Here is a 24,216-nt window from a genome sequence, read left to right on the forward strand (position 1 = left end):
ACGCGGGACTCCTCGCGCTCAGCTCCCATGGTCGTGCAGGCACGTCTGGCACGTCTTGGAGAATGGGCTCGAGGCGACGAACTGCGAGCAGTCGCAGCCCATCACGAAGCACGAGTGCACGTTGTCGTAGCGCCCGCCGAAGGGGTGGGGCGCGAGCGTCTGCATCGAGACCTTGCCCACGCTGGTGGTCGGCGTGGGGAATGACGACCCTCCGTAGCCGATGAACAGCGGCTGGGGGATGGGGTCCTTCTTCAGCGGATTCGTCCCTTGGCTTCGCGGGCTGGGCCACGCCAGGAGCTTCACCTGGGGCGCGTCGTTCTGGCCCGGGTCGGGCAGACGCACCGCCACGCGGAAGTATAGGGCTCTCGTCTCCCAGTGCTCCGGTGACTGGAAGTCCCAGAACAGGTCGCTGACCGTCGCGACGGTGGGGTGGACCGAGGAGCCCTGATAGGCCCCGAGGCTCTTGTAGTTCTGGATGTGCATCACGGCCTTGGAGCAGCGGTCCATCACGAACATCCACTGCTCCTCCTCCGCGTGCTCCAGCGACGTCTGGAACTTCGCGGTGCTGGCCTTCACCTCGAAGAAGGCCCAGCGGGGGCTCGTGGGCGTGTGCTTGAGCTTCGCCGTGAGGTCCACGCCGTTGCCGGTGTTGTTCTGCACCGGCCCCCGGATGTCGAACCCGAGGTGCTGCAGGAACTGCATCGCGATGCGCTCACCCGTGTCGCCAATCCAGGCGCTGTCCATGTAGGTGATGCTGTTGCACTGGGCCAACAGCGTCATCGGCACGCCGCCGGTGCCACCCGTCTCGCCCCAGGCGTAGCGGACCGCCGTGATGGGCGCGCCCTGAAGGTACTCGGTGGTCCCGAACCGGGGCATCGATACGCGGATGAGGTGCAGCTCGAACTCGGCGCCCTGGTTCATCGCCGCTTCGACCGTGCCCGCGCCCTCGAGCGCGTCGTCGCCGTACTCGCCCTTCAGCGCCCGCTTGATGCGGTCATTGACGAACTTCTCGGCGTTCTTCTGCGCCTTGGAGCACTGCGCGTCGTTGACCTTCACCTCGATGCAGTGGATGACCTGGCCACGCTGCGTCACCTTCTGCGTGCGAGTCCGGGTCGGGAAGCGCGAGGTGCTGACCGGCACGGTCGAGGGCCCGACCATGCAGTTCCTCAGCAGGTCGTACTCGTCGTTTCCGTTCGTGATGAACACCAGGTCGATGCCGTTGTTCCGGCTCACGCAGATGGAGTCGAGGTTCGTCTCTGCCTTGATGTAGTTGCGGAAGAGGATCTCCGCGTGGACGCCTCCGTGGTACTGGGGCACGTCCAGATTGACCTGACTCACGGTGATGGCCTGGTTGCGCGCCAGCCCCTCGTAGTGCTTCCGCGCGTAGCAGTCCGCGCAGGTCGTCTGGGAGGTGCAGGACCAGAACAGCCGACCGCAGCCCGTCGTCGGGCAGGGCTTGATGTCGGAAGGCTTCTTCATCGCGCAGGAGCCGCAGATGAACTGGTTGAAGTCCGAGCTGCTGAACCAGTCGCTCCCCGTCCCGTACTTGTCCAGCTCCAACGGCGTCGTGCAGACCGTGCACTTCTTGCGGTCATCCCGGAAGACGAAGCCCTGGGTGAACGTGATCCGCGGCGCCTCCAATCGCTCGCGCCGCTTCTCCATGTACTCGATGACCGTCGATGCGACGTCGTTGCCGAAGGACTTGAAGCGCAGCGCGCTGATCGCCTGGTCGAGCATCCAGACTTCCGTGCAGGTGTCGATCGCCAGCGCGAGCGCGTTCTTCTGCGAGGTGTCGTCGGTCTCGTAGGTGATGCCATTGAAGGTGATTTGCATGGGGGCGACTCACGCCAGGCGAATGAGGCACGGAGCGAGTGCCCGTGTGTCCATCGCCGCCCCTCCGAGCAAGGGCCATACCAGCCCCGCGTTGGCGGGCTCCCAGGGCGTCACTCGCCGCGCGCTGCGTTCCATGGGGACGCAATGCGCGTCACGCCATGACGCTCGTGCCGACATGCTCCTCTCTCTCGAGGTGCTCCATCCGCCGGTCCCTGCACGGCCGGCTGCAAGAGGTGGACGATTTCAGCGCGGAAGGTGCTCAAGGTCTTCCTCCCACCGGGACAGGGTTCGCGGGCAGCGGCTTCCGGAGGCGCAAGGGTGGGTCGCCGCACTGGACGGCCGTCGTCCCACCTTCCCGATATATATTTGGCGCGTGCCGTTCCGGGAATCCCAACACCACACACCACGGTCCCCGCGGTGCGACGCGTGAAGCGAGCCTCCGGAAGAGCGGGGCTCGTCGCGGCGCTGCTCGTGAGCGGGGTCCTGCATGCGCTGCTCCTCGTGTGGGGCAGGTCCCGGAGCCCAGGCCCGGTCTCGAAGGTCGCCGACTCGCGGGCCGTGGAGTTCGACATCGTCGAGCGTCAGGCGCCGCCCGCCCCGCCTCTCGTCCCCCCTGCACCGGTCCGCCCCGCGCCCTCGAAGCGAAGGCCCGCGCCAGCCCAGGCGCAGGGACCTCACGCTCCTGCGTCCCAGCAGGACACCGCCGCCGCGCCACCGACCGGACAGCGCCGCCCGGAGGAGCGGGCAAGCGACATCCCCATGCGTGCCCCCTCGACGCCCATCGACCTGAGCCCCCGCTCCCTGGTCTCCCCGCTGACGACGGGGCCCGCGCCCGCGTCCCCCGGGAGCGCCGCTCCCCCGAGCGCGCCCGCGGTCAGCGACATGCTGCGTGACGGCGCGGCCGAGCTGCAGGTCCGGACCGGCGCCATGCACGCCTATTACGCGCGGCTGGCGGACGCGCTGAGGGCCGCCTGGCGCGCCCGGGGCACCCGCGCCCGGCGCAAGTCGGGGCGGCCCTGCGCGGCGCAAGTGCGGCTGGTCCAGGCCGCCGACGGACGCGTGCTCCAGCTCTCCATCCTCCTCCCCTCGTGCGACCCCCCGATGGACGAGGAGCTGCTCGCGGACCTGCGCATCGCGTCCCTGCCGCCGCCGCCGCCCGAGCTGCTGGCCGGCCGCGAGAGCCTGCGCAGCGTCTACCGTTTCGGCTTCCATCCGCCCCCCAGGGTGTCCCTCGAGTTCGACATCGTGGACCTGGTGGACCCCAAAGCCATCCCAGACCACGATCCGCGCCGGGTCGTCCTCGTGCGTCCCGAGTGAGCGCGACCGCATCGGGAGGTGCCGCATGTTTGACATGCATTTATTTCCAGACGCCTCTAACATGACGGACATCCGGCGCATGAAGGGATGAGGAGGATGCCATGATGAACCTCGTGGATGAGATCAGCTCCCTGCTCCGTGAGCACGACATCTCGCTCGCATCGGGATACCAGCGGGCGCTGGACGTACTCAGGGAGGAAGACTTCACCGCGAACAGCGACGTCATGCTGGGGGTGAACGAAGCCATGTTCCGCCATCCCGGCGCGCTGCTGCACCGGCTGGAGCGACACTCGAGGAACGAGACGGAGGGCGCGCGGCTCATCGCCTACGTGGCCGAGCACCACGCGGAGGGCCCGCTGAGGGAGGACCTGCTGAAGCACGCGCAGGACGAGTTCCGTCATGGCCGGATGCTCGGGGCCCTGGTGGATCGGCTCTCCGGCGTCGAGGGCGCCTCACCGCATGTGGAGCGCGAGGAGCACGCCGAGAACGCCGTCGGCTTCGATGGCAACGTCGTCGGCTTCCTCTGCGCCACCCACGTGGCGGAGATCCGCACCTTCAGCCTGCTGGAGCAGTACCTCATGCTGTCTCCGAGGTTGCCGAACACCACGGGGTCCAAGGTCGTCGCCTGCTTCGAGGCCATCCATCGGGACGAGGTCCGGCATCTGGTCTACACCGCGAGGCACCTGAACGAGTGGATGCGGACGAACGAGCAGCCGGGGCGGATCCTCGTCAACTACCTGCAGTCGTACAGCCGGGACTCGTGGCGGGAGATCTCCGAGATGGCCGGTTACCTCGCGCGCAACTGAGTCCTCGGGACACAGGCCGCGAGGACCTGTCTCCTCGCGGCCGAAAGCGCCCTCCCTTCGCGACGAAGGGCGCCCTTCGACGTCACCTCAGAACGGCCAGGTCCAGGTCCACGCGCTCTGCGCCTCGTCGCCCGACTGCTGGGCGCGGGCCGCGGCGTCCTCGCTCAGCAGTACCTCCCCGCCCGTCAGTCGCTGGAGGGCCTCCGCCCGCTGGGCGACCTTCATGTCGCCGCCGTGCTGCTGCAGGAAGCCCGCCATCATCTGCGACACGCGGGAGAGATCCGCCTTCTGCGTCTCGTTCGCAACCATGAGTCGTTTCCTTTTGTCGCCGGGGAGAGGGGAACGCCTACGGGCCGGCGACGGCCCCGTTCGGCGTCTGCAGGTGTGGGGAGGAGGGCTCGGCGACGGCGCGCATGCGCTCGAGCAGCGGTGACAGTCCACAGCAGGTGCCGTCGAAGGACGGTACGTAGCGCACGTTCAGCTTCACGTCGTGAGGGCAGCCGCCCTGGCACAGGCCGAACCACCCGCACGACTCCATCCCCTGGGTGACCTTCCGCGTCTCGGTGCGCTCGCCCTCCAGATAGCGGGACGTCGCCAGCAGGCGGGACACCGGGGACTTCATCACATTGCCAATCACGGACCCCGGGGCGCCCACGTACTTGTCACAGGGCGCCAGGTCTCCATTGGCCTCCAGGGTGACGTAGCGCCCCATGCAGTCGCCCTCCCAATAGCAGACAGGGGGCTTCGCGCCGCTCCTCACCGAGGGCATGAGGCTCTCGAAGTCCTTGATGCGCAGGGTGCCTCGGTAGCGTGCCCACCACAGGTCGAAGACCTCGACGAGGAAGGCGACATACTCCGGATAGCTCAGGTAGGTGCCCCGAGGCTGGCCGTCTCCCGCGTCGACATTGTCCGGCAGGACGTTGAGGAAGTTCACGTCCCGCAGCTCGATTTCGTCCAGGTACTCCAGCAGGCGCGCGGCGCCGAGGTCGCGGAGGTCCCGGTCCACGACCATGAGCGCGCCGTGGGGGATGCGGGCCTTGCGCAGTCTCTCGAGGCCCGCGATGACCGCCTTCGAGGTCGGGCCTCCCCCCTGGTTGAGGCGCCTGGAGTCATGCACCTCGGGAGGCCCGTCGAGGCTCACGCCGACGCCCATGTCCAACGCGGAGAGGAACTCCAGCCACTCCTCCGACAGGTGGGTGGCGTTGGTCTGCATGGAGTTACGGACCGTCTGCCCGGGCTGACGGAACTGTTGTTGCAGCCAGATGAGCTTCTTGAAGTAGCTGGGGCGCAGCAACGTCACCTCGCCGCCATGCCAGACGAACTCGACGCGCTCCAGGCCCGTCATGGACAGGATGTCCCGGACGGCGCGCAGCAACACCGAGAAGGCCATGGTCTGGTCTGGCCCCTCCGCCCAGGAGCGGCAGTAGGTGCACCGCAGGTTGCACAGCCGCGTGGCCTTGAGGACCACGACGAGGCTCTTCACCGGGGAGCGGAACGTCGGCGTCTTCCGGACGGTCTCGCTGTCGAAGAGGCACAGCTCCTCGGCGTCCAGGCAGCGCTCCTTGGGGAGCGAGCCGATGAACTCGACGGCGGACTTCTTCTTCATCGCGACGGCCAGCAACCGGAGCGCCTCCCGGTCCTCCCGAGAGAGGCTGTCCCGGAAGCGCAGGAAGGCCTCCCGGCTGCCCTCGGGAATGGCGAAGAGGTCCGCCTCGGACGCGGCCTGCTCCGTCCCTGGTGCCACGCAAGGCGATACCGGGTGACTCATGTCCCACTCCTCGTGAAGGATGCTGTCTGGGAATGCGCGGGCCGGTGCGTCTAACGGCGGGCCGGGAAGGGCGGGAACCAGGTCCGGGAGGGGCGCCCGTCGACGATCATCGTCGCGGGATCCAGCCACGGGTCGACGGTGCTGTACTCGTCGGGCTGGTAGAGCGCCTCCTCGCCCATCCATCGGCTCACATAGGCGATGCGCCGGCGGCCCGAGACGTTGGGCGGAGCGCCGTGGACCGTATAGGGATGGAAGATGACCGCGTCGCCCGCCTGGGCGGTCCAGGTCTGCACCTCGAGCCCGCCCTCGGTGATGAGCGTGTCGAAGTCGGGCGTGTCCTCATAGCCCCTGTTGAGCGCGGTGGTTTCGCGGCGGGTGGGAGGACGGTACCGGACCGACTGGTGCCGGTGGGAGCCGGCGATGGTCTGCAGCGGAGAGGCGTCCTCCGAGACGGCGGTCATCGGCAGCCAGACGGTCGGCGTCTGTTCTCCCTTGAAGGGAATGGAGGCGATGCCGTGGTGCCAGGGCGTCCCGTTGCTGCTGCTGCCGGCTTCCTTGTAGTGCACCTCGTCCCGCCAGAACTGGACCTCGTCCAATTCGAGGAGCTGGCTCACGACGCTCGCCACCGCGGATTGCTTCAGGAATCCAGCGAAGAATGGGAGGTCCCTGGAGAGGAATTCAAAGAAGAGGCTGCCACCCTGTTTCACGAACACGGCGTTGGGGCCGATGCGCTGTGTCTGGGTCTGCCGTGCCAGGACGGCATCGAGTGCCTCGACGAAGGCACCGACCGCCTCCGCCGATAACACGTTCCGGATGAGGACTGCGCCATTCTCGTGGTAATCCGCGATGTCCTTGGCGGTAACCAGTGGCGTGGTCATCGACTCCTCCCGTGACGGAAGACTGGCGGACAGACAGCTGCGCCCCCGTATCGACTTCACTCCGGGTATTTATTGTTTTAAGGGGAGTCCATTGTGATGTCAATCATCGGAGGGTGGAGAGCTGAGGTGTAAGTGTTTGCCGAGGGGTGAGGTCATCGGCGTGGTCTGGCTTTGAAAAATGATTGCGTGGGTGGAACCACGCGGAGGCGGGGCTTCGTCCGTGGAAGGTGCGTTCATCCTCTTCGGGCGAGCGGCGGAGCACCGACGCAGGGATTGTCTCGCAGCCCACAGTCGTACGTGGGGGACTTCCCGCGCGGCCGGCTCGTGACGAGATCTGGGGGTCTATGAGGCTGGCCTCCATCATCCTGGGAATCTGCGTGACGGGCTGTGCGGCCCGTGGTGTGTCCTCGGCGTCCGAGAGTGCTCCCGCCGAGGGGGGCTCGGGGCGGGATGTCCTCGTGTTCGAGGGCATGTGTGATGCCTCCGGGGCCGTGGCCCTCGGCGGCTCGCTGTTCGTCGTGGGCGATGACGAGGACAACATCCTCCGCGTCTACGACGCGCGGCGCGGCGGCGCTCCCGTGCAGAGCGTGGACCTGTCTCCGGACCTGGAGCTGCCGGCCCACAAGAAGAAGCCCCCCGAGGCGGACATCGAGGCGGCGACGGGGCTGGGCACGTACTCGTTCTGGCTCACGTCTCACGGACGCAACAGCGCCGGGAAGAAGGCCCCCAGCCGGCTGCGCTTCTTCGCCACCGAGGAGGTCGACGGCAAGCCCCGGCTCGTGGGCCGGCCTTATACGCAGCTCCTCGATGACCTGCTGGCGGCGCCGCAGCTGTCGAGCCTCCGGCTCGCGGAGGCGGAGCCGCTCGCCCCCAAGGCCGAGGGGGGGCTCAACATCGAGGGCATGACGGCGATGGCGGATGGCGCGTCCATATACGTCGGCTTCCGCAGCCCCGTTCCGCAGGGCAAGGCGCTCCTCGTCCCCGTGCTCAACCCCGTGCAGATGGTGCTCGAAGGGCAATCCGCGCGCGTGGGGGAGCCCCGCCTCGTGGACCTGGGCGGCATGGGCATCCGCTCGCTGTCCTGGTGGCATGGCCGATACCTCATCATCAGCGGCGGCACGGATGGCTCGGGCACCTCGCGCCTGTTCACCTGGCTGGGCGGGGACGACGCGCCCGTGCTCGCGAGCACCGTCGACCTCGCGGGCTTCAACCCGGAGGCGTTCTTCACGCCCGAGGACGCGGAGGAGATCCTCCTGCTCAGCGACGACGGCACCGTCCCCGTCGATGGCACCGCGTGCAAGAAGCTGAAGGACCCGGCGAAGAAGCGCTTCCGCGGCGTCTGGGTGAAGCTCCCCGCGCAGGGCTGACCGCGTCGACGAAAAGCCGCGCGGGGCGCACCGTCCCGCATCGAGGGCGGGACCCAAGCACCTCGCTGAGGCTCCTTTGCTCGTGCCCGTGCGCGAGCGGCTGGCGCCAAGGCGGATCGCGTGTAGGCTCGTGGCGCCATGCAGCTCGCCATCCCTCATGCACCTCGGAAGGTCCGTCTGACGCAGGTCCCCGGCGCGGTGGGCCGCCTCGCGCGTGACGCCGTGCTCGGGCTGGCCTTCGTGGCGCTGATCGGCGCGGTGGCCCTGTGGGCCGGCCGCCACTTCGTGGAGGAGCAGGGCTTCACCTCCCGCGCCGAGGAGGTCGACGGGACCATCGTCTCCACCCGGCTTCCTCCCGTCGATGCCCGCGTCGGCGCCGAGGCCACCCTGGAGGTGCTCTACACCTTCCAGGACGTGGAGCACTCCGTCTCCGGCGTCAGGACCTTCGCCGAGGACGCCGAGGGCCTCGGGAAGGGCGCGACAGTGAAGCTGCTGGTGGACCCCGCGGCTCCGGGGCAGCCCCGCGAGGAGCGCTTCGCCCGTTCGCAGGCCCTGCGCACCAACCTGGTCCCCTGGGGCGTGCTCCTGGGGTTGCTCCTCGCCGGAGTCTTCTTCACCCGCGAAGCGAAGCGGCTCGTGCGCTCCGAGGTGGAGCCCCTGCGCCTGGGCGCGCTGGTGTGGCTGACGCCGGACGGGCCGCTGCCGGAGGAGGGCGGCGAGGTCGTCTTCCCCGCGCATTACTTCCGTCAGGACGTGAAGATGGAGGTCCGCGCGCGGGTACGGCCGGGCAGGGCGCCGGTCCGCAACGGCACCAAGGTGCTCGCGGCGGTGGTGCCCCGGGAGCCCGGCTGGGCGCGGGTCATCGACCAGGACCTGGCCGGCGTGCTCGGGTGGCTGCGCTGACGAGCCCTCGGAGGGGGTCGAAAATTTGCCGGTGACGTGGGGCTGTGTGACACACGCCTGTAGCTCCCAGCCCGCCGGAGGTTCTTCATGTCCCCACGCCTTTTGCTCGCGCTGATCCTCCTGCTGCTCGTCCCGGGCACGGTGGGCGCCGCGAAGCGGAACGAGGCCGAGGACGCCTACCAGGGAGCCCGGCGCGCCTACTACGCGCTGAAGGACGACGCCGCCCGGCGCAAGCTGCGCCACCACTGGCTCAACGTCGTGCACAAGTTCCAGGCGGTGGCCAAGGCCCACCCCAAGTCGGACCGCGCCCCGGATGCCCTCTTCACCGCGGGCGAGCTGCTCCAGGAGCTCAGCCGCATCTCCTTCGTCGAGGAGGACCTCAAGGCCGCCATCGCGGACTACGACAAGCTGCGCACCGAATACCCCAAGCACCGGCTCGCCGATGACGCCGCCCTGGCGCTCGCGCGCATCCACGTCCACCGCACGGACCGCCCCGAGGAGGCCCGTCGCGTCCTGACCGAGATGCTCGCCGTCAACAGCAAGGGTGACCAGACGAAGGAGATGAAGGCGCTGCTCGCCTCGCTCCCCGCGTCCAAGGTCACGCCGCCCCCCGCGCGCAAGCCGACCCCCACGCCCGTCCCCGCGAAGGAGGACAAGGGCACCGCCGTGGCCCACGTCGAGACACCGGCCGAGAAGCCCGCGTCCGCGCTCGTCGGCGCCATCGAGAAGCTGGCCCGCGAGCCGTCCCCGATCATCCCTCGCCTGGACCCCACCACCCCCGTGGGCGGTGAGCCGTCCGGTGAGAGCAAGGGCGGCCTCGACGCCGCCGTCGCCTCGGCGCTGGCCGCCAAGGAGTCCCAGACGTCGAAGCCGGTGGAGACGGGCAAGGTCGCCTCCGTGACGAAGCCGGCCGAGCCGGCGTCGCAGCCCACGCCCGCGGTGGACGTGAAGCCGTCCGCGCCGGTGGAGGTCGCCTCGGCGAAGTCGGAGACGCCTCGCGCGCAGGAGCGCCGTCCGGAGCCCGAGCCCGTCAAGGTCGCCGAGGCCCCGAAGGCCGAGCAGAAGAGCCCGGTCGAGCCCCCCAAGCCCATCACCCGTCCCGTCGACGACGAGGTCGCGCAGGCGCGCCTCAAGGCCGTGGCGAAGCAGTCGCGCCGCGCGGAGCTGACGCTGGCCGAGCAGCTGGGGCTGAAGGTCCGCCGCGTCATCATCGACCCCGGTCACGGTGGTCACGACACGGGCGCCATCGGTAAGGAGGGGACGCGCGAGAAGGAGGTGGCCCTGTCCATCTCCCTCAAGCTGGCGGACCTGCTGCGCGAGAAGGGCCTGGAGGTGGTGCTGACGCGCGAGGATGATCGCTTCATCCGCCTGGAGGACCGCGCGAAGTTCGCCAACACCGAGCGCGGTGATTTGTTCATCTCCGTCCACTGCAACGCGGCCACCAGCCGGAAGCTGCGCGGCATCGAGACGTACACGCTGAACACGTCCGCGGACCGCTACTCCATCCGCCTGGCGGCGCGCGAGAACGCGTCGTCGGAGAAGGGCATCAGCGATTTGCAGTTCATCCTCGCGGACCTGGCGACCAAGGCGAACACCGAGGAGTCCTCGCGGCTGGCGAACCAGGTGCAGCGCAGCCTGGTGACGGAGCTGTCCCGCAAGTACTCGGACATCAAGGGCCTGGGCCACAAGGAGGCGCTGTTCTACGTGCTGCTCGGCGTGAAGATGCCGGCCATCCTCGTGGAGACCGCGTTCCTGTCCAACCCGGAGGAGGAGAAGCGGCTGGCCTCGGGCGCGTACCAGACGGACGTCGCCAAGGCCATCGCGCACGGCGTGGAGGAGTTCCTCGGCGACCGCAACCGCGTGGCGAAGGTGGACTGACGCCTCAGTCCCGCGACAGCACCAGGCTCACCAGCGCACCCAGGCACGCCAGGGTCCGCACGTGATTCCAGGCCGTCCACTCCGACTGGTAGCGCGCCCAGTACGCCGGTGCCTCCGCGCTCTGTGCGGAGAGCCTCGCCAGCGCATCGTTGCGCGGGACGTTGAACCCGGCCGTCACCCCGAAGCAGCCCACCAGGTACAGCATGCCGCCCAGCAGTCGCAGGCGCGCGGCCGGCTGGGCCCAGGTTAACACCGAGCACACCACCAGCCCCGCGCAGGCGAGGGCGGTGGCCATGAACACCCCCAGGAACACGCTCGGCATCACGGCGGTGTTGATGCCTTGCATGGCGGCGATGCCCGTCGCCGGAGGCACTCGCTCCAGGCCCTTCATCACGAAGGTGGAGAAGGCGAAGAACACGCCCGCCATCAGGCCGCAGCCGAGCAGGGACGCCCACGTCAGGAGGGGCAGCAGGGTTTCGAGCATGGTGTTCACCGGAGCGTGGCGACGAAGTCCTCGAACCGCGTCGGGGTCGTGTTGTCGGGAGTCCTGCCCGCGCGAGGCTGGATGCGCCCCGTGTTGAAGGCTTGTGTCATCTCGACATAGAGCCCGGCGAACGTCTCGGAGATTCCGGCCTGCATGAGCGCCTGTTGCATCGCCTCGGGCGGGAGCTGCACGTAGTCGAGACCGGGGCGACCCAGTCGCTCCCCGAGGATGCGGGTGGCCTCGCGGTAGCTCAGGTCCCGGGGACCGAGCAGCTCGCGGACGACGACGCCCGTCCAGTCGCGTCGAACGAGCGCTCGGGCAGCGACCTCCGCGATGTCGCGTGACGCAATCATCGGCAGGGCGAGGTCCGGCGTGACGGAGTCCGCGTTGACGCCCTCATGCTCGATGACGGGGAGCGCGTCGAGGAAGTTCTCGAAGAAGGACACCGGACGCAGCAGCAGCACGTGTGTGTCCTTCAGCGTCCGGAGACGCTGCTCCTGCGCATGCAGCGTGGCGAGCAGACCCGTACCCTCGGCCAGGTCCGCGCCCAGGCTGCTCAGCGCGACGATGTGTCGCACGCCGCTGTCACGCAGCGCCTGGACGATGGCCTCGCCCTTGCGGCGCTGGGCTTCGTGGTAGCTCGCGGACTCGCGGTCCGTGGGGAGCAGCGTGTAGACGGCCTCGGCGCCACGGAAGGCCCGCGTCAGATACGCCGAGTCCTCCGAATCGCCCGCGAGCACCTTGGCGCCTTTCGCCGCCAGCTCGCCCAAGCGCTCCTCCGAGCGTCCCAGGGCCAGCACGTCCTGGCCCGCCTCCAACAACAGCTCCACCACCTTCTTGCCGGTGTTCCCGGTCGCTCCCATCACGGTCAGCATGTGTTCTCCCGGGGCCCGAGGCCCCACGGCATTGGCTTGCCTGGAGTCCAATATCGGGCCCAGGACCGGGACTCTCAATGACACCAAGTCGCTGGTTCATGCTCGTTCGTCCAGGAGGGGCTGGACTTGGAGGAGGGCAGGGCGCATCGTCACGACATGGCTGAACTCAGACCCCCGGTCGACGCGCTGGGCGAGGCGCTGCACTTCCTGCGGATGAGCGGCACGTTCTATTGCCGCTCGGAGCTGACGGCGCCGTGGGGGCTCGATCTGCCCGCGACGGAGGGGAGCCTCATGTTCCACGTCGTCACCACGGGACAGTGCTGGCTCGAGGTCGAAGGTGTGGAGGCGCGGCTGCTCCAGCCGGGCACGTTCGCGCTCGTGCCGCATGGCGCGGGACATCGATTGGTGCACGAGCGCGGCGGCCCCGCGCGCAGGCTCGAGGAGCTCTCCGAGGAGCTGGTGAGCGAGCGCTACTCCATCCTCCGGCACGGCGGCGGTGGCGCGCCCACGACGCTCATCTGCGGCGCCGTCCGGCTGGACCATCCCGCCGCGCGACACCTCATGTCCCTGTTACCGGGCATCATCCTGGTGGAGCCGTCGAACTCGCCGCGCATGGACTGGCTCCAGAGCACGCTGCGCTTCATGGCCGCCGAGGCCCAGGAGCTGCGGCCCGGCGGAGAGACGGTCATCACGCGGCTCGCGGACGTGCTCGTGGTGCAGGCCCTGCGCGAGTGGATGGCGCAGGACTCCCAGGCGAAGTCAGGTTGGTTGGGCGCGCTTCAGGACCCCGACGTGGGCCGCGCGCTCGCGCTCATCCACCGCGAGCCCACGCGTCCGTGGACGGTGGCCTCGCTGGCGTCGAGCGTGGCCATGTCCCGCTCCGCGTTCTCCGCGCGCTTCACCCAGCGGGTCGGCGAGCCGCCCATGCACTACCTCGCGCGGTGGCGGATGTACGTCGCGCACTCGGCGCTCAAGGACGAGCGCCCCGGACTGGGGGAGCTCGCCACGCGCATGGGCTATCAGTCCGAGGCCGCGTTCAGTCGCGCCTTCAAGCGCTTCATGGGCGTGTCTCCCGGCGCGGTCCGGAAGACGGGCTCGCCCACGCTCCGGGCCTGAGGTCAGAGGCCGATGGCGCTCATCGGGATGCGGTACATGTCCCCGGTGCCGTTGCCGATGCCCTGGAGGCTTGCATCATCCCTGGGCGTGTCGAAGCGCTCGCCCACGTCTCCGGAGAACGGCCGCGTGCTGCTGAAGTAGAGCCACTTCCCGTCCGGCGACACGCTGTGGTTGTACTCGCTGTCGCGCGTGTTGATACCCGCGCACAGCCTCCGCGCGGGCTCCCACTTGCCGTCGACCTTGCGGCTGAGGAACAGGTCATATCGGCCCAATCCATCGGGTCGGCGCAACGCACTGAAGATGAGGTAGCTCTCGTCCGGGGCGATCCACGGCTCCAGCTCGTGCATCGAGGAGTTGATGGCGGCCCCCAGGTTCTCCGGAGGTTGGTAGGCCCCGTCGACCCAGCGGGAGACCCACAGGTCGCTGCCTCCGTGCGTGCCCGGGAGGTCTCCGCCGAAGTAGAGGTTGCCGTTCGCGGCGACCGCCGGAGACCACTCGTCACGGCCCTTGTCGTTGACGGGCGCGGGCAGCCGGCGTGCGTCCTCCCACTCACCATCGGCGCCCAGGGACGCGGACCAGATGTCGTAGCTGGCGCGAGGCCCGGGCTCACCCGGCTCGGGGCGGTCCGAGATGAAGAACACCGTGCGTCCGTCCGGCGACAGATGCGGGTCCGCGTTGCTCCACTCCCTGGCGAAGCGCGGGAGCTCCGGCTGCGACCAACGTCCCTTGGCGTCGAGCCGCGTCTCGTACATCGTGAAGCGCTCGAAGGCATCATCCGCGCGGCCGAAGAGCACGCGCCGCTGGTCCGGCGAGAAGGCCATGAAGAAGTCCCAGGCGCCGGTGGTGAAGAGGCCCGCGCCGTAGAGCTCCGGCGTGCAGCTGTCGGCGCGCTTCGCCGCGGTCATTCGCTCACCGCCTGGGTGCGCGCCGCACCCCAGGCCCAGCAATCCCAACGTCACCAGCACGCCGCGCATCGACCCCACCATGTGCCACTCCTCCTGAACGACGGTTCCGTCCCTCGGAGGTCGGAGTAGCATCGGCCCATGACGCGGAACTTTGGGAATCTTGCCGTGCTCCCCGAGCGCGCCCCCGGCTACCACGTGCTGGGGGAGGGCGAGGCGTTCGACGTCAGCGACTGCGTCTGTCGCGCGGGCTGCCACAGCCCCGTGGTCGAAGGCGCGCACGCGCGGGCCTGCGTCAGCGTCGTGCTGTCCGGAGCCTTCCACGCGCGAGGCCCCGAAGGGGACGCGGTGGTGGGGCCGGGCGCGCTGCTGCTCGGCAATCGCGCCGCGCCGTATGAGTTCCGCCACGTCGATGACGGAGGAGATCGCTCGCTCGTCATCGAGTGCTCGGACGCGATGCTGGACGAGGCCCTCCTGGGTTCGCGGGCGGAGGACACGCGCCCCTTCGAGCGGACGAGCGTCCCCGCGTCGCTCGGGTCGCTGGAGGCGGTCCTCCTGGCGCGGCAGGCCCTGGAGCCGGGCGACGCGGAGGAGCTGCGCGAGGTGGTGCTGTCCGTGCTGGACGTCGCGCTGCGCCTGGGCGGTGCGCCCGCCGCGACACGGGTGGAGCTCTCCGAGCGACAGGCCCGAAGCGTGGCGCGCGTGCTGCGCTACCTCGAGGACCATGTCTCGGACGACTGCTCGCTGGAGACGCTGGCGAGCATCGCGGGGCTGACGCGCTTCCACTTCCTGCGCGTGTTCCGAGCGGTGACGGGACAGACGCCCCGGCAGTGGGTCATCGCCATGCGGTTGCGCCTGGCGGCGAATCTACTCAGGGCAAGTCGGACCCGGGTCACGGACATCGCACTGGAATCCGGCTTCGGTGACCTGTCCCATTTCACGATGAGCTTCACGCGAGCGTTCGGTATTTCACCTCGGGCCTACCGGGTGCGTGCACTTGAACGCGGGTGAATCCCCGCCTTGGAATCCATCGGCACCGGCGGGATGATTCCCGGGCACCCTTCGAGATGTGAGGATCCGTGGCGAACCGTGCCCCGTCGTTGGATGAGTCCGTGTCCCGCCTTTCCTCCTCGGACCCGCGAGGCGTGTCGGAGGCACTGGAGACGCTGGGCGACGCGCTCTGCGCGGAGGACCATCAGGTCCGTGAGCGGGTCGCGAGGCTGCTCCTGAAGGAGCTGGAGCGTCCGGAGGCGACGAAGGCCTATGCCCCCATCCTCCACCTGCTCCAGACGACCTGGTGGCCGCCGCCCGTGTCCCTGACGCAGCCCGCGATGGAGGCGGTGCTGTCCGCGGTGTCCCGCCTGGATGCGGAGGCGCCCGCGCTGGATGACGCCGCGCTGCTCGTGGCGAACCTGTACCGCATGGCGCCCTTGCCGCTGAGCGCGCTGGAGCAGGCGCTGGGGCACGAGCAGCCCTCAGTCCGACGCGTGGCCGCCGGCGTCGTGGGCCGCGTGGGCGAGTCCGCCGTGTCGCTGCTGCCGCGCCTGCTGACCGCGTTGGAGGATGTGGAGCCGGTGGCCGGGGCCGCGCTCGAGTCGCTCGGTTCGCTCGCGCCCGCGGCGCCGCGGCTGGCCGTGCCCGCGCTCGTGGACCAGGTGGGGCGCGCCGAGGGCACGCGTCAGTACCTGGCGCTGATGTCCCTGCGCAGCCTGCTGGAGGACGACCGCCGCGAGGGCCAGGCCGCGCCCGAGCTGGCCGCCCTGGAGCCCGTGCTGCTGAAGTCGGCCGAGGACCCGCAGGCGCCCATCCGGTTGGAGTCCGTGTCGTTGCTCGGACTGGGGCGACTGTCCTCGCTCGCGACGGTGGCCACGCTGCGCAGGCATCTGCTGGACGAGAGCCCTCGTGTGGCCGCCAGCGCCGCGGTGGCGCTGCTGCGGGTCGGCGCGCCTCCGCTGGAGGCAGCCACGCTGCTGTCGACGCTGCTCACCTCGGAGGACTCGGAGAAGGACACGGCGGCGCTCACCGCGCTGGAGGGCGTGGAGTCCGCCACGCTCGGGCGAATCCGGGACTCGCTGGAGCAGGCCGCGAACAAGGCGAAGGGGCTGGTCGCCGAGGCCATCCGCGAGCTCCTGCTGGCCTGAGATATTTCCGGAAATTCACAGAATCCTGCTTCAAGTCCTCCGCGTGAAGTGATGGAGTCCCGGGTCGCAGCGCCCGGCGTGTGTCCGCGACCGACCGGCCGGGACTCACCCGTGGTCGTGGGGGCGAACGTCATGCGCCAGCAAGCGATTCTTCGTGTCGTGGTGGGCAGTGCCTCGCTGTGCCTGGGAGGCTTCAGTGATGCGGCGTGGGCCGGTGGGCCGACCGCGGAGCCCGCCAGCAGTAGCAGTGCCGCGCGTCCTCGGACGTTGGATGAGGCGCTGCTCGAGGTGGAGCGCTCGGCGCCGGGCTTCGCCGGCATGTACCACGATGAGAAGGGGCGTCTGGTGGTGCGGCTGGTGAATGCCTCCGCGGCCCCGGCGGCGCGCGGCGCCATCACCTCCGTGTTCGGCGTGGACAAGATTCCCTCGGCGGGCGTGGTGACGGAGCCGGCGACGCGGACGTTCTCCCAGCTGAAGGCGATTCAGGAGCGACTCACGCCGGAGGTGCTCGCGCTGCCGGGCGCCGTCTTCACGGACGTGGACGAGAAGTCGAACCGCGTGGCCATCGGCATCGAGCGCGCCGAGTCGCGTGCCCGCGTCGAGTGGACGCTCGGGCGGCTGGCGGTGGACCGCGACGCGGTGGACGTGGTCGAGGTCGGCCCCGTCCGTCCCGCCAGCGTGCAGGGCGGATGGACGCCCGTGGCGGGCGGACTTCAGATTGAAACGCCGGGCAAGTACTGCACGCTGGGCTTCGCGGCGCTGCAAGGCGGGACGCTGGGCTTCGTGACCAACTCCCACTGCACCACGGTGCAGGGGGGCGTGGAGTCGACCCTCGCCTATCAGGCCGTGTACCCGTGGCAGGTGGGGACGGAGACGACGGACCCGTTCTACGCGACGGGAGGCAGCTGTCCCGCGGGGCGTCGTTGCCGCTACAGCGACAGCGCCTTCTTCCGCGCGGATGCGGCCATCAGCTCCCGCGTGGTGCAGACGCCTGGGGCGTTCAACCTGAACATCTCCGCCTGGAATGAGGTGACGGGGAAGGTGCTCTATCCGTCGCAGGGGCAGACGGTGTTCAAGACGGGCCGGACCTCGGGCACCACCAGCGGCACCATCCAGTGGGCCTGCGCCACGGTGAACGGCGGCGGAGTGCCCGACACGTTCTACTGCAACTACATCGCGACCAGCGGCGCGCAGAATGGCGCGGGCGGTGACAGCGGCTCTCCCGTGTACGTCTTCACCGCCAATGGCGTGGCGCTGACGGGCCTCATGTGGGGCGCGGGCTCCAACCCCTGGAACTTCGCCTTCGCGCCCCTGGGCGGCGTGGAGTTCGAGCTGGGCATCGTCCCGTACTGCTGGGGCAACGTGGGCTGCTGAGCCCCCGGAACGACACGGGCCCGGGACGTCCTTTCACGGACGTGGCCCGGGCCCGTGGGCCCTTCATCGACGCGTGACGCGAGGACTCAGCGAGGGCGCTTGCTCTCCTGGAACGTGACCTCGAGCGGCAACTCCTTGCCGTCGCGAATCACGCGGGCCTCCACCGTCTCACCGGGCTTGGAGGCGTTGAGGACGAACATCAGGTCCTCCACGCCGCCGATGATGTGCTTGCCCAGCTTCACCAGGACGTCGCCGCGCAGCATGCCGGCCTGGTCCGCCGCGCCACCCGCGCGCACGCCCGCAAGCAACATGCCCTTCAGCCCGTTCGGTGGGCCCGCGTAGTCCGGCACCGTGCCGAGCGACGCGTTGAAGCTGCGCATGTCTCCGCGCGGCGTGGGGGAGGGGACCTTGCGGTACGTCAGCGTGGTGGCGCCATCCAGGCCCAGCGCGACCCCGGACGCGACCTGCGCGACCTGCGCGGTGCCCACGGCGTTGAGCCCCTCCACCGTGTCGGAGGGCTTGTGGTAGTCCGTGTGCGTCCCCGTGAAGAAGTGCAGCACCGGCACGCCCGACGCGTAGAAGGGCGAGTGGTCGCTGGGGCCGTAGCCATCACCGCTCGGGTTGCACGCGACGCGCGCCTCGGCGCACGCGCGGGTGAGCAGCGGGGCCCACTCACTCGCGGACTCGGCGCCCAGCACGGAGAGCCCACCGGAGCGCAGCCGGCCCACCATGTCCAGGTTCAGCATCGCGGCCACCTGCTTCATGCCCGCGTCGCCCCGCTGACGGGTGAAGTGCGTGGAGCCCAGCAGGCCCGACTCCTCACCCGAGAAGGCCAGGAACAGCACGTCGCGCTTCAGCGCGGCGCGGCGCTCCTTCAGCGTGCGGGCGATCTCCAGCAGGCCCGCGACGCCCGAGGCGTTGTCATCCGCGCCGACGTGCGGCTCGTGCCGGTCCGGCGTCAGCGAGCCACGGCCCCCGAAGCCCAGGTGGTCATAGTGCGCGCCCACCACGACGACGCCGGGCGCCTTGCCCTCGCCAGCCTCCAGCAGGCCCGCGACGTTGAACGCCGAGCGCTGCTCGACCTCCAGCTTCACGCCGACCGCCGCGTCCACGCGCTGGCCCTTGGTGAGCGGGGCCCACACCGGCTCCAGCGCCGCGCGCTTCACCACGACGACCGGCAGCCCCGCGTCGCCAGGACCCTCGGGGTGCAGCGCGGGCAGGGTCGCCTCGGGCGGCATCTGCCACTCCTTGGGCGTGGGCGTCGGAGCCTGCGGCCAGTCCACCACGATGAGCGCCTTCGCGCCCCGCTGCGCCGCCTGCCACGCCTTGTAGCGGAGGTCACCGAAGCGCCGCTGCTTGTCCGTGTCGGCGAACGCCGCCGTGTCCGGGACGAAGCGCCGCACCACGACGATCTTCCCCTTCACCGACAGCTTCGCGTAGTCGTCCACGGAGAGCGACGGCTCGACGATTCCGTAGTTGGCGAACACCAGCGCGCCCTGCGCCTGCTGCTGCGCGGAGAAGCCGAGCACGCTGAACGCATCGCCCGTCAGCGCCGTCTTGCCGATGCGCACCTCGGTGCCGACGACGGGCTTCACCGCGGTGACGACGGGGAACGCCTGACGGAAGGAGTCCGAGTCCCCCGCGGGCTTCAGGCCCAGCTCCTGGAAGCGCTTCTCGATGTAGCCGCCGGCGGCCTCGATGCCATCCGTGCCGATGCCACGACCCTCGCGCTCGGACGCGGCCAGCCAGGTGACGTCCTGACGGACGCGGTCCGCGGCGGACGCGGTGGTGGACACGGGCTTCGCGTCCTCCACCCACCGGGCGATGAACAGGTTGGTGTCGCTCTTGCCCGGCGCGGTGGCGCGGTTGCTGGAGAACGCCAGCCACTTGCCGTCCGGCGAGAACATGGGGAAGCCATCGAAGCCCGGCGCGTGGGTGATGCGCTCCAGGTTGGCGCCATCGACGTCCACCGCCCAGATGTCGAACTCACGGCCCTTCGGGTCACCGTGGTTGGACGAGAACAGGATGCGTCGGCCGTTGGGGTGGAAGAAGGGCGCGAAGGCGGCGCCGTTCAGCCAGGTGATCTGCCTGGCCTCGGAGCCGTCCGCGTTGGCCACGTACAGCTCCAGCTTCGTCGGCCGCACCAGCCCCTTGTCGAGCAGGGCCTTGTAGTCGTCCAGCGCCTTGCCGGGCGCCGGCCGCGACGCGCGCCAGACGATCTTGGAGCAGTCCGCGTTGAAGAACGCGCCGCCGTCATAGCCGGGCGTGTGCGTCAGCCGCTTCACGTTCTTCCCGTCGCGGTCCATCCGGTACAGCTCCAGGTCTCCATCCCGCACGGACGTGAAGAGGATGGAGCCGTCCTTCGCGCAGACCGTGCCCTCGGCGTCGTAGCCCGGCGTCTGGGTCAGCCGCGTCAGGCCCGAGCCATCCGCGTTCGACTTGAAGACGTCATACGAGTCGTAGAGGGCCCAGACGTAGCCCATCGAGTGGTCCGGCTTGGGAGGGCACGCGGCGCCTCCCAGGTGCGTGGACGCGTAGATGACCTCCTGGTCTCCGGGCAGGAAGTGCGCGCACGTGGTGGCGCCCTCGCCGCTGGAGACAGGGGACACCTTGGCGGCCGCGCCGCTCGCCGGGTCCACCTCCATGCGGTAGATGCGGTCGCACCCCATGCCCTCGTGACGGGCCTGGAGCGAGAGCTGCTTGCCGTCGAACGACCAGTACGCCTCCGCGTTCTCACCGCCGAACGTCATCTGCCGCAGGTCCGCCAGCCGGACCTCTTCCGGCAACGCGGGAACCTGCGACGCGGTGGAGTCCGAGCCCGGTGCCGTGGTGCTCGAGGAGGTGGCGCACGACGTCAGTGCCAATAAGGACAGGAGTGAACGCTTCATGGGGCGCGACCATGTCAAAGGCCGCGCCCACACTCAACGTTCCGCCCGGGTTTCGTGAAGCGCCGCTACTGGAGCACCGCGAGCAGGTCACCGCCCTGGACCGCGGCCTTCAGCGTGGTGGCCACCTCCGCGATGGTGCCCGCGCGAGGCGCGCGCACCACCGTCTCCATCTTCATCGCCTCCAGCGTGACGAGCGGCGCGCCCGACTCCACGCTGGCCCCGGCCTTCACGTGCACCGCGATGACCGTGCCCGGCATGCTCGCGGCGACGTGGTTGGGGTTGGCGCGGTCCGCCTGCCGACGGGCCTCCACGCGCGCGGCGCGGCTCCGGTCTCGCACCTGCACCGTGCGGTTGTGGCCGTTGAGCGCGAAGTAGACGGTGCGCAGGCCGTCCTCGTCGGGCTCGCCCACCGCGGACAGGCTGATGACCAGCGTCTTGCCCGGCTCCAGGTCCACCCAGATCTCCTGGCCCACCTCCATGCCGTAGAAGTAGTTCGGCGTGTCGAGGATGGACACGTCCTCGAACCGGCCCGCGTCGTCCAGGTACCCGGCCATCACGCGCGGGTAGAGCGCGCTGGAGATGGCGTCCGCGTGGGAGATGGGCTGGCCCGTCTTCTTCGCCAGCTCCGCGCGCAGCGCCTCCAGGTCCAGCGCGGGCATGCTCGCCGACGGGCGGCCCTCCACGCGCGGCAGGCCCTTGAGCACCGCGGCGCGCAGGTCCTCGGGGAAGCCGTTGGGCGGCTGGCCCAGCTCGCCGCGGAAGTAGCCCACGACGCTGGAGGGGAAGTCGAGCCGGGGCGCCTCGGCGATGAGCTTCTGGTGGGTGAGCGCGGCGGCCTCCGCGAGCGTGGCCGCGCGCACCATCAGGTCGTTCTTCAGGAGGAAGATGGCGAAGTCGCCCACCATCTTCGACGACGGCGTCACCTTGGGGATGTCCCCCACCAGCACGTTGACCAGCGCGAACGCGTCCTTCACGTCGTTCCACCGGCTCAAGAGCCCCATCTCCGCCACCTGCGGCCGGAGGTTGGAATACTGACCGCCCGGAATCTCGTGGTAGTAGACCTCGCTCGTCGTGCTCTTGAGGCCGCTCTCGAAGGGGGCGTAGTACTCGCGCACGTCCTCCCAGTAGTTGGCGAGCGGCTGCAGGCGCGCGTTGGCCAGGCCCGTCTCGCGCGGGTGGCCGCGCAGGGCGCTGACCAGCGCGTTGAGGCTGGGCTGGCTGGTGAGGCCCGCCATGCTGCCCAGCGCCACGTCGACGATGTGCACGCCGTGTTCAATCGCCTCCAGGTAGCTGGCGACGCCGTTGCCCGCGGTGTCGTGCATGTGCAGGTGGATGGGCAGCTTCGTCACCTCGCGCAGGCGGTCCATCAGCATGGCCGCGGCGCGGGGGCGCAAGAGGCCCGCCATGTCCTTGATGCACAGGAAGTGGGCGCCCGAGTCCTCGATGCGCTTCGCCAGGTCCGCGTAGTAGTCCAGCGTGTACTTCTTGCGCTTGGGGTTGGCGACGTCGCCCGTGTAGCAGATGGCCACCTCCGCCACCTTGCCCGTCTTGAGCACGCGCTGGATGGACACCTCCATGCTGCCCAGGTCATTGAGGCTGTCGAAGATGCGGAAGACGTCCACGCCCGCCTCGGCCGCCTCGTCGATGAAGGCCTCCACCACGTTGTTCGGATAGCTGGTGTAGCCCACGGCGTTGGCGCCGCGCAGGAGCATCTGGAGGAGCAGGTTGGGCGCGGCCGCCTTGAGCGAGCGCAGGCGCGCCCACGGGTCCTCGTTGAGGAAGCGGTAGGACGTGTCGAACGTGGCGCCGCCCCAGCTCTCCAGGCTGAACAGCTCCGAGGCCAGGTGCGCGGTGGCCGGCGCCACGCGCAGGATGTCGCGCGTGCGCATGCGCGTGGCCAGCAGCGACTGGTGTGCGTCCCTCATGGTGGTGTCCGTCAGGAGCACGCGCTTCTGCGCGAGCACCCACTCGGCCAGCCCCCGGGGGCCCTTCTCCGCGAGGATCTGCGCGGTGCCCTTCGGCACGGGGCCGGGCGGCGCCACCGGCACGCGGGGCTCCATGAACTGGGTGGGCTTGAGCCGCTGGTGCTTCTTGATGGTGGGGTGGCCGTTGACGATGACCTCGGCCAGGTACGTGAGCAGCTTGCTCGCGCGATCCCTGCGCGGCGTGAGCTGGAACAGCTCCGGCGTCTCGTCGATGAAGCGCGTGTACGTCTCACCGGCCTGGAAGGCGGGGTGGCGCAGCACGTTCTCCAGGAAGGGCAGGTTGGTCTTCACGCCGCGGATGCGGAACTCGCGCAGCGCGCGCTGGCCCTTCATCACCGCGCCTTCGAAGGTCGGCGCGTAGGCGATGACCTTCACCAGCATGGAGTCGTAGAACGGCGAGATGTGCGCGTTGGTGTAGCCGTTGGAGCCGTCCAGGCGGATGCCGAAGCCGGTGGCCGCGCGCCACGCGGTGATGATGCCCGCGTCCGGCATGAAGTTGTTGGACGGGTCCTCCGTGGTGACGCGCAGCTGCACCGCGTAGCCGCGCGGCTGGAGCGACGCCTGCGAGGTGATGCCCACCTCGGGTGAGCCGAGCGCGTAGCCCTCCGCGATGCGGATCTGGCTCTGCACCAGGTCCACGCCCGTCACCTGCTCGGTGACGGTGTGCTCCACCTGGAGCCGCGCGTTGCACTCGATGAAGTAGAAGTGGCTGTCGGAGACGAGGAACTCCGCGGTGCCCGCGCTGCTGTAGCCCGCCTCGCGCGCCAGCCGCACCGCCGCGTCGCAGATGGCGCTTCGCAGGGCGGGGGCCAGGTTGGGCGCGGGGGCGATCTCGATGACCTTCTGGTGCCGGCGCTGCACCGAGCAGTCGCGCTCGTGCAGGTGGACCAGGCCGCCATGGAGGTCACCGAGCAGTTGCACCTCGATGTGGCGCACCCGCTCCAGGAACTTCTCCAGGAACACCGCCGAGGAGCCGAAGGCGCTCTGGGCCTCGGAGCGCGCGGACGTGAGCGCCGCCTCCAGCTCCTTCTCCTCGCGCACCACGCGCATGCCGCGCCCGCCGCCGCCGTGGGCGGCCTTCACCAGCACCGGGCCGCCGTGCTCCTGGAAGAACCGGCGCGCCTGGGCGAGCACGCTCGCGTCGTCGCCCTCCAGCGTGGTGCCCGGCACGGTGGGCACGCCGACCTGCTTCGCCAGCTGCTTGGCGGCGACCTTGTCGCCCATGGTCCGCACGACGGCGGAGGTGGGGCCGATGAAGCGGATGCCCCGGCGCTCGCAGGCCTCGGCGAACCCAGCGTTCTCCGACAGGAAGCCGTAGCCAGGGTGGATGGCGTCCACGCCGGCGCGCTCGGCCACGTCGAGGATTTCGTCGATGCCCAGGTAGGCCTCCACGGGGCGCTTGCCTCGGCCCACCAGGTAGGCCTCGTCCGCCTTGTGGCGGTGCTCGTGGGTCCGGTCCTCGTCGCTGTAGATGGCGACGGTGCGGATGCCGAGCTCGTTGCAGGCCCGGAACACGCGGATGGCGATCTCGCCGCGGTTGGCGCACAGCACTTTCTGGATGGGTCGGATGGAAGAGGGAGCCATGGCTTGGGTCCAGGGGATAGGGCGGCTGGGGGGCCTGGTGCAACCGGCCCGAGGGCGGACGTCGGGTTCAAGTCAGTGGGGCCACCTTGACGGCCCGGAGGTGACCGGCGCAAATCG

18 protein-coding genes are annotated in these 24,216 nt (G+C 69.8%); 9 read left to right on the top strand and 9 right to left on the bottom strand.

Features of this window, described 5'->3' with window-relative positions; translation table 11 throughout:
• Positions 1-18: 18 nt before the first annotated feature.
• A complete protein-coding gene (locus tag AC6JA9_RS21330; protein WP_408890439.1) occupies positions 19-1,833 on the bottom strand; it encodes a hypothetical protein in 1,815 nt (604 codons plus the stop codon).
• 759 nt (positions 1,834-2,592) lie between these two features.
• On the opposite strand from AC6JA9_RS21330, the gene AC6JA9_RS21335 reads away from it, so the two are divergent.
• Positions 2,593-3,150 (top strand): TonB C-terminal domain-containing protein, encoded by a 558-nt coding sequence (locus AC6JA9_RS21335; protein ID WP_408890438.1) that lies wholly within the window; start codon positions 2,593-2,595, stop codon positions 3,148-3,150.
• Positions 3,151-3,251: 101 nt separating this feature from the next.
• The gene (locus tag AC6JA9_RS21340; protein WP_408890437.1) at positions 3,252-3,956 is read left to right on the top strand and encodes a hypothetical protein; all 705 of its coding nucleotides are present in this window, start codon (positions 3,252-3,254) and stop codon (positions 3,954-3,956) included.
• Between the two features lie 87 nt (positions 3,957-4,043).
• Here AC6JA9_RS21340 and AC6JA9_RS21345 read toward each other — a convergent pair whose 3' ends face one another.
• The 3 genes from AC6JA9_RS21345 to AC6JA9_RS21355 are packed head-to-tail and all read right to left on the bottom strand — an operon-like array spanning position 4,044 to position 6,602.
• A complete protein-coding gene (locus AC6JA9_RS21345) occupies positions 4,044-4,265 on the bottom strand; it encodes a P-loop NTPase family protein (protein ID WP_141332782.1) in 222 nt (73 codons plus the stop codon).
• 37 nt (positions 4,266-4,302) lie between these two features.
• Entirely contained in the window at positions 4,303-5,724 is a 1,422-nt protein-coding gene (gene darW / locus AC6JA9_RS21350; RefSeq protein ID WP_408890436.1) for a radical SAM/SPASM peptide maturase DarW, read from the bottom strand.
• A 50-nt stretch (positions 5,725-5,774) separates the two neighbouring features.
• On the bottom strand, positions 5,775-6,602 hold the full coding sequence (locus AC6JA9_RS21355; protein WP_408890434.1) for a phytanoyl-CoA dioxygenase family protein: 828 nt from the start codon (positions 6,600-6,602) through the stop codon (positions 5,775-5,777).
• 344 nt (positions 6,603-6,946) lie between these two features.
• Here AC6JA9_RS21355 and AC6JA9_RS21360 point away from each other — a divergent pair, with 344 nt between their 5' ends.
• The 3 genes from AC6JA9_RS21360 to AC6JA9_RS21370 all read left to right on the top strand — a co-directional run bounded on the left by AC6JA9_RS21360 (position 6,947) and on the right by AC6JA9_RS21370 (position 10,750).
• Complete coding sequence (locus tag AC6JA9_RS21360) at positions 6,947-7,969, top strand: DUF3616 domain-containing protein (protein ID WP_497957753.1); 1,023 nt, start codon at positions 6,947-6,949, stop codon at positions 7,967-7,969.
• Between the two features lie 138 nt (positions 7,970-8,107).
• On the top strand, positions 8,108-8,872 hold the full coding sequence (locus AC6JA9_RS21365; RefSeq protein ID WP_408890432.1) for a DUF3592 domain-containing protein: 765 nt from the start codon (positions 8,108-8,110) through the stop codon (positions 8,870-8,872).
• Positions 8,873-8,959: 87 nt separating this feature from the next.
• Positions 8,960-10,750 (top strand): N-acetylmuramoyl-L-alanine amidase, encoded by a 1,791-nt coding sequence (locus tag AC6JA9_RS21370; RefSeq protein ID WP_223748653.1) that lies wholly within the window; start codon positions 8,960-8,962, stop codon positions 10,748-10,750.
• Positions 10,751-10,754: 4 nt separating this feature from the next.
• Here the strand turns inward: AC6JA9_RS21370 and AC6JA9_RS21375 are convergent, their stop codons facing one another.
• Positions 10,755-11,234 carry an anthrone oxygenase family protein gene (locus AC6JA9_RS21375; RefSeq protein ID WP_408890430.1) on the bottom strand — a complete coding sequence of 160 codons (480 nt, stop codon included), beginning with the start codon at positions 11,232-11,234 and terminating at the stop codon, positions 10,755-10,757.
• A gap of 5 nt (positions 11,235-11,239) precedes the next feature.
• Entirely contained in the window at positions 11,240-12,109 is an 870-nt protein-coding gene (locus AC6JA9_RS21380) for an NmrA family NAD(P)-binding protein (protein WP_408890429.1), read from the bottom strand.
• 156 nt (positions 12,110-12,265) lie between these two features.
• Between AC6JA9_RS21380 and AC6JA9_RS21385 the strand changes: the two genes are divergently transcribed.
• Entirely contained in the window at positions 12,266-13,225 is a 960-nt protein-coding gene (locus AC6JA9_RS21385) for an AraC family transcriptional regulator (RefSeq protein WP_223748650.1), read from the top strand.
• 2 nt (positions 13,226-13,227) lie between these two features.
• Here AC6JA9_RS21385 and AC6JA9_RS21390 read toward each other — a convergent pair whose 3' ends face one another.
• Positions 13,228-14,211, bottom strand: coding sequence for a Xaa-Pro aminopeptidase (locus AC6JA9_RS21390; protein ID WP_408890427.1), 984 nt, complete (start codon positions 14,209-14,211; stop codon positions 13,228-13,230).
• A gap of 57 nt (positions 14,212-14,268) precedes the next feature.
• Here AC6JA9_RS21390 and AC6JA9_RS21395 point away from each other — a divergent pair, with 57 nt between their 5' ends.
• The 3 genes from AC6JA9_RS21395 (at position 14,269) to AC6JA9_RS21405 (ending at position 17,642) form a co-directional block, all read left to right on the top strand.
• On the top strand, positions 14,269-15,138 hold the full coding sequence (locus tag AC6JA9_RS21395; RefSeq protein WP_408890426.1) for a helix-turn-helix domain-containing protein: 870 nt from the start codon (positions 14,269-14,271) through the stop codon (positions 15,136-15,138).
• A 101-nt stretch (positions 15,139-15,239) separates the two neighbouring features.
• A complete protein-coding gene (locus tag AC6JA9_RS21400) occupies positions 15,240-16,268 on the top strand; it encodes a hypothetical protein (protein ID WP_223748647.1) in 1,029 nt (342 codons plus the stop codon).
• A 132-nt stretch (positions 16,269-16,400) separates the two neighbouring features.
• The gene (locus AC6JA9_RS21405; RefSeq protein WP_223748646.1) at positions 16,401-17,642 is read left to right on the top strand and encodes a chymotrypsin family serine protease; all 1,242 of its coding nucleotides are present in this window, start codon (positions 16,401-16,403) and stop codon (positions 17,640-17,642) included.
• An 86-nt stretch (positions 17,643-17,728) separates the two neighbouring features.
• Here AC6JA9_RS21405 and AC6JA9_RS21410 read toward each other — a convergent pair whose 3' ends face one another.
• Together AC6JA9_RS21410 and AC6JA9_RS21415 are read right to left on the bottom strand one after the other, a co-directional pair.
• A complete protein-coding gene (locus tag AC6JA9_RS21410; protein ID WP_408890424.1) occupies positions 17,729-20,428 on the bottom strand; it encodes a M20/M25/M40 family metallo-hydrolase in 2,700 nt (899 codons plus the stop codon).
• Between the two features lie 167 nt (positions 20,429-20,595).
• Entirely contained in the window at positions 20,596-24,099 is a 3,504-nt protein-coding gene (locus tag AC6JA9_RS21415; RefSeq protein ID WP_223748644.1) for a pyruvate carboxylase, read from the bottom strand.
• Between the last annotated feature and the right edge of the window lie 117 nt (positions 24,100-24,216).

The organism is Myxococcus sp. MH1, assembly GCF_059738865.1.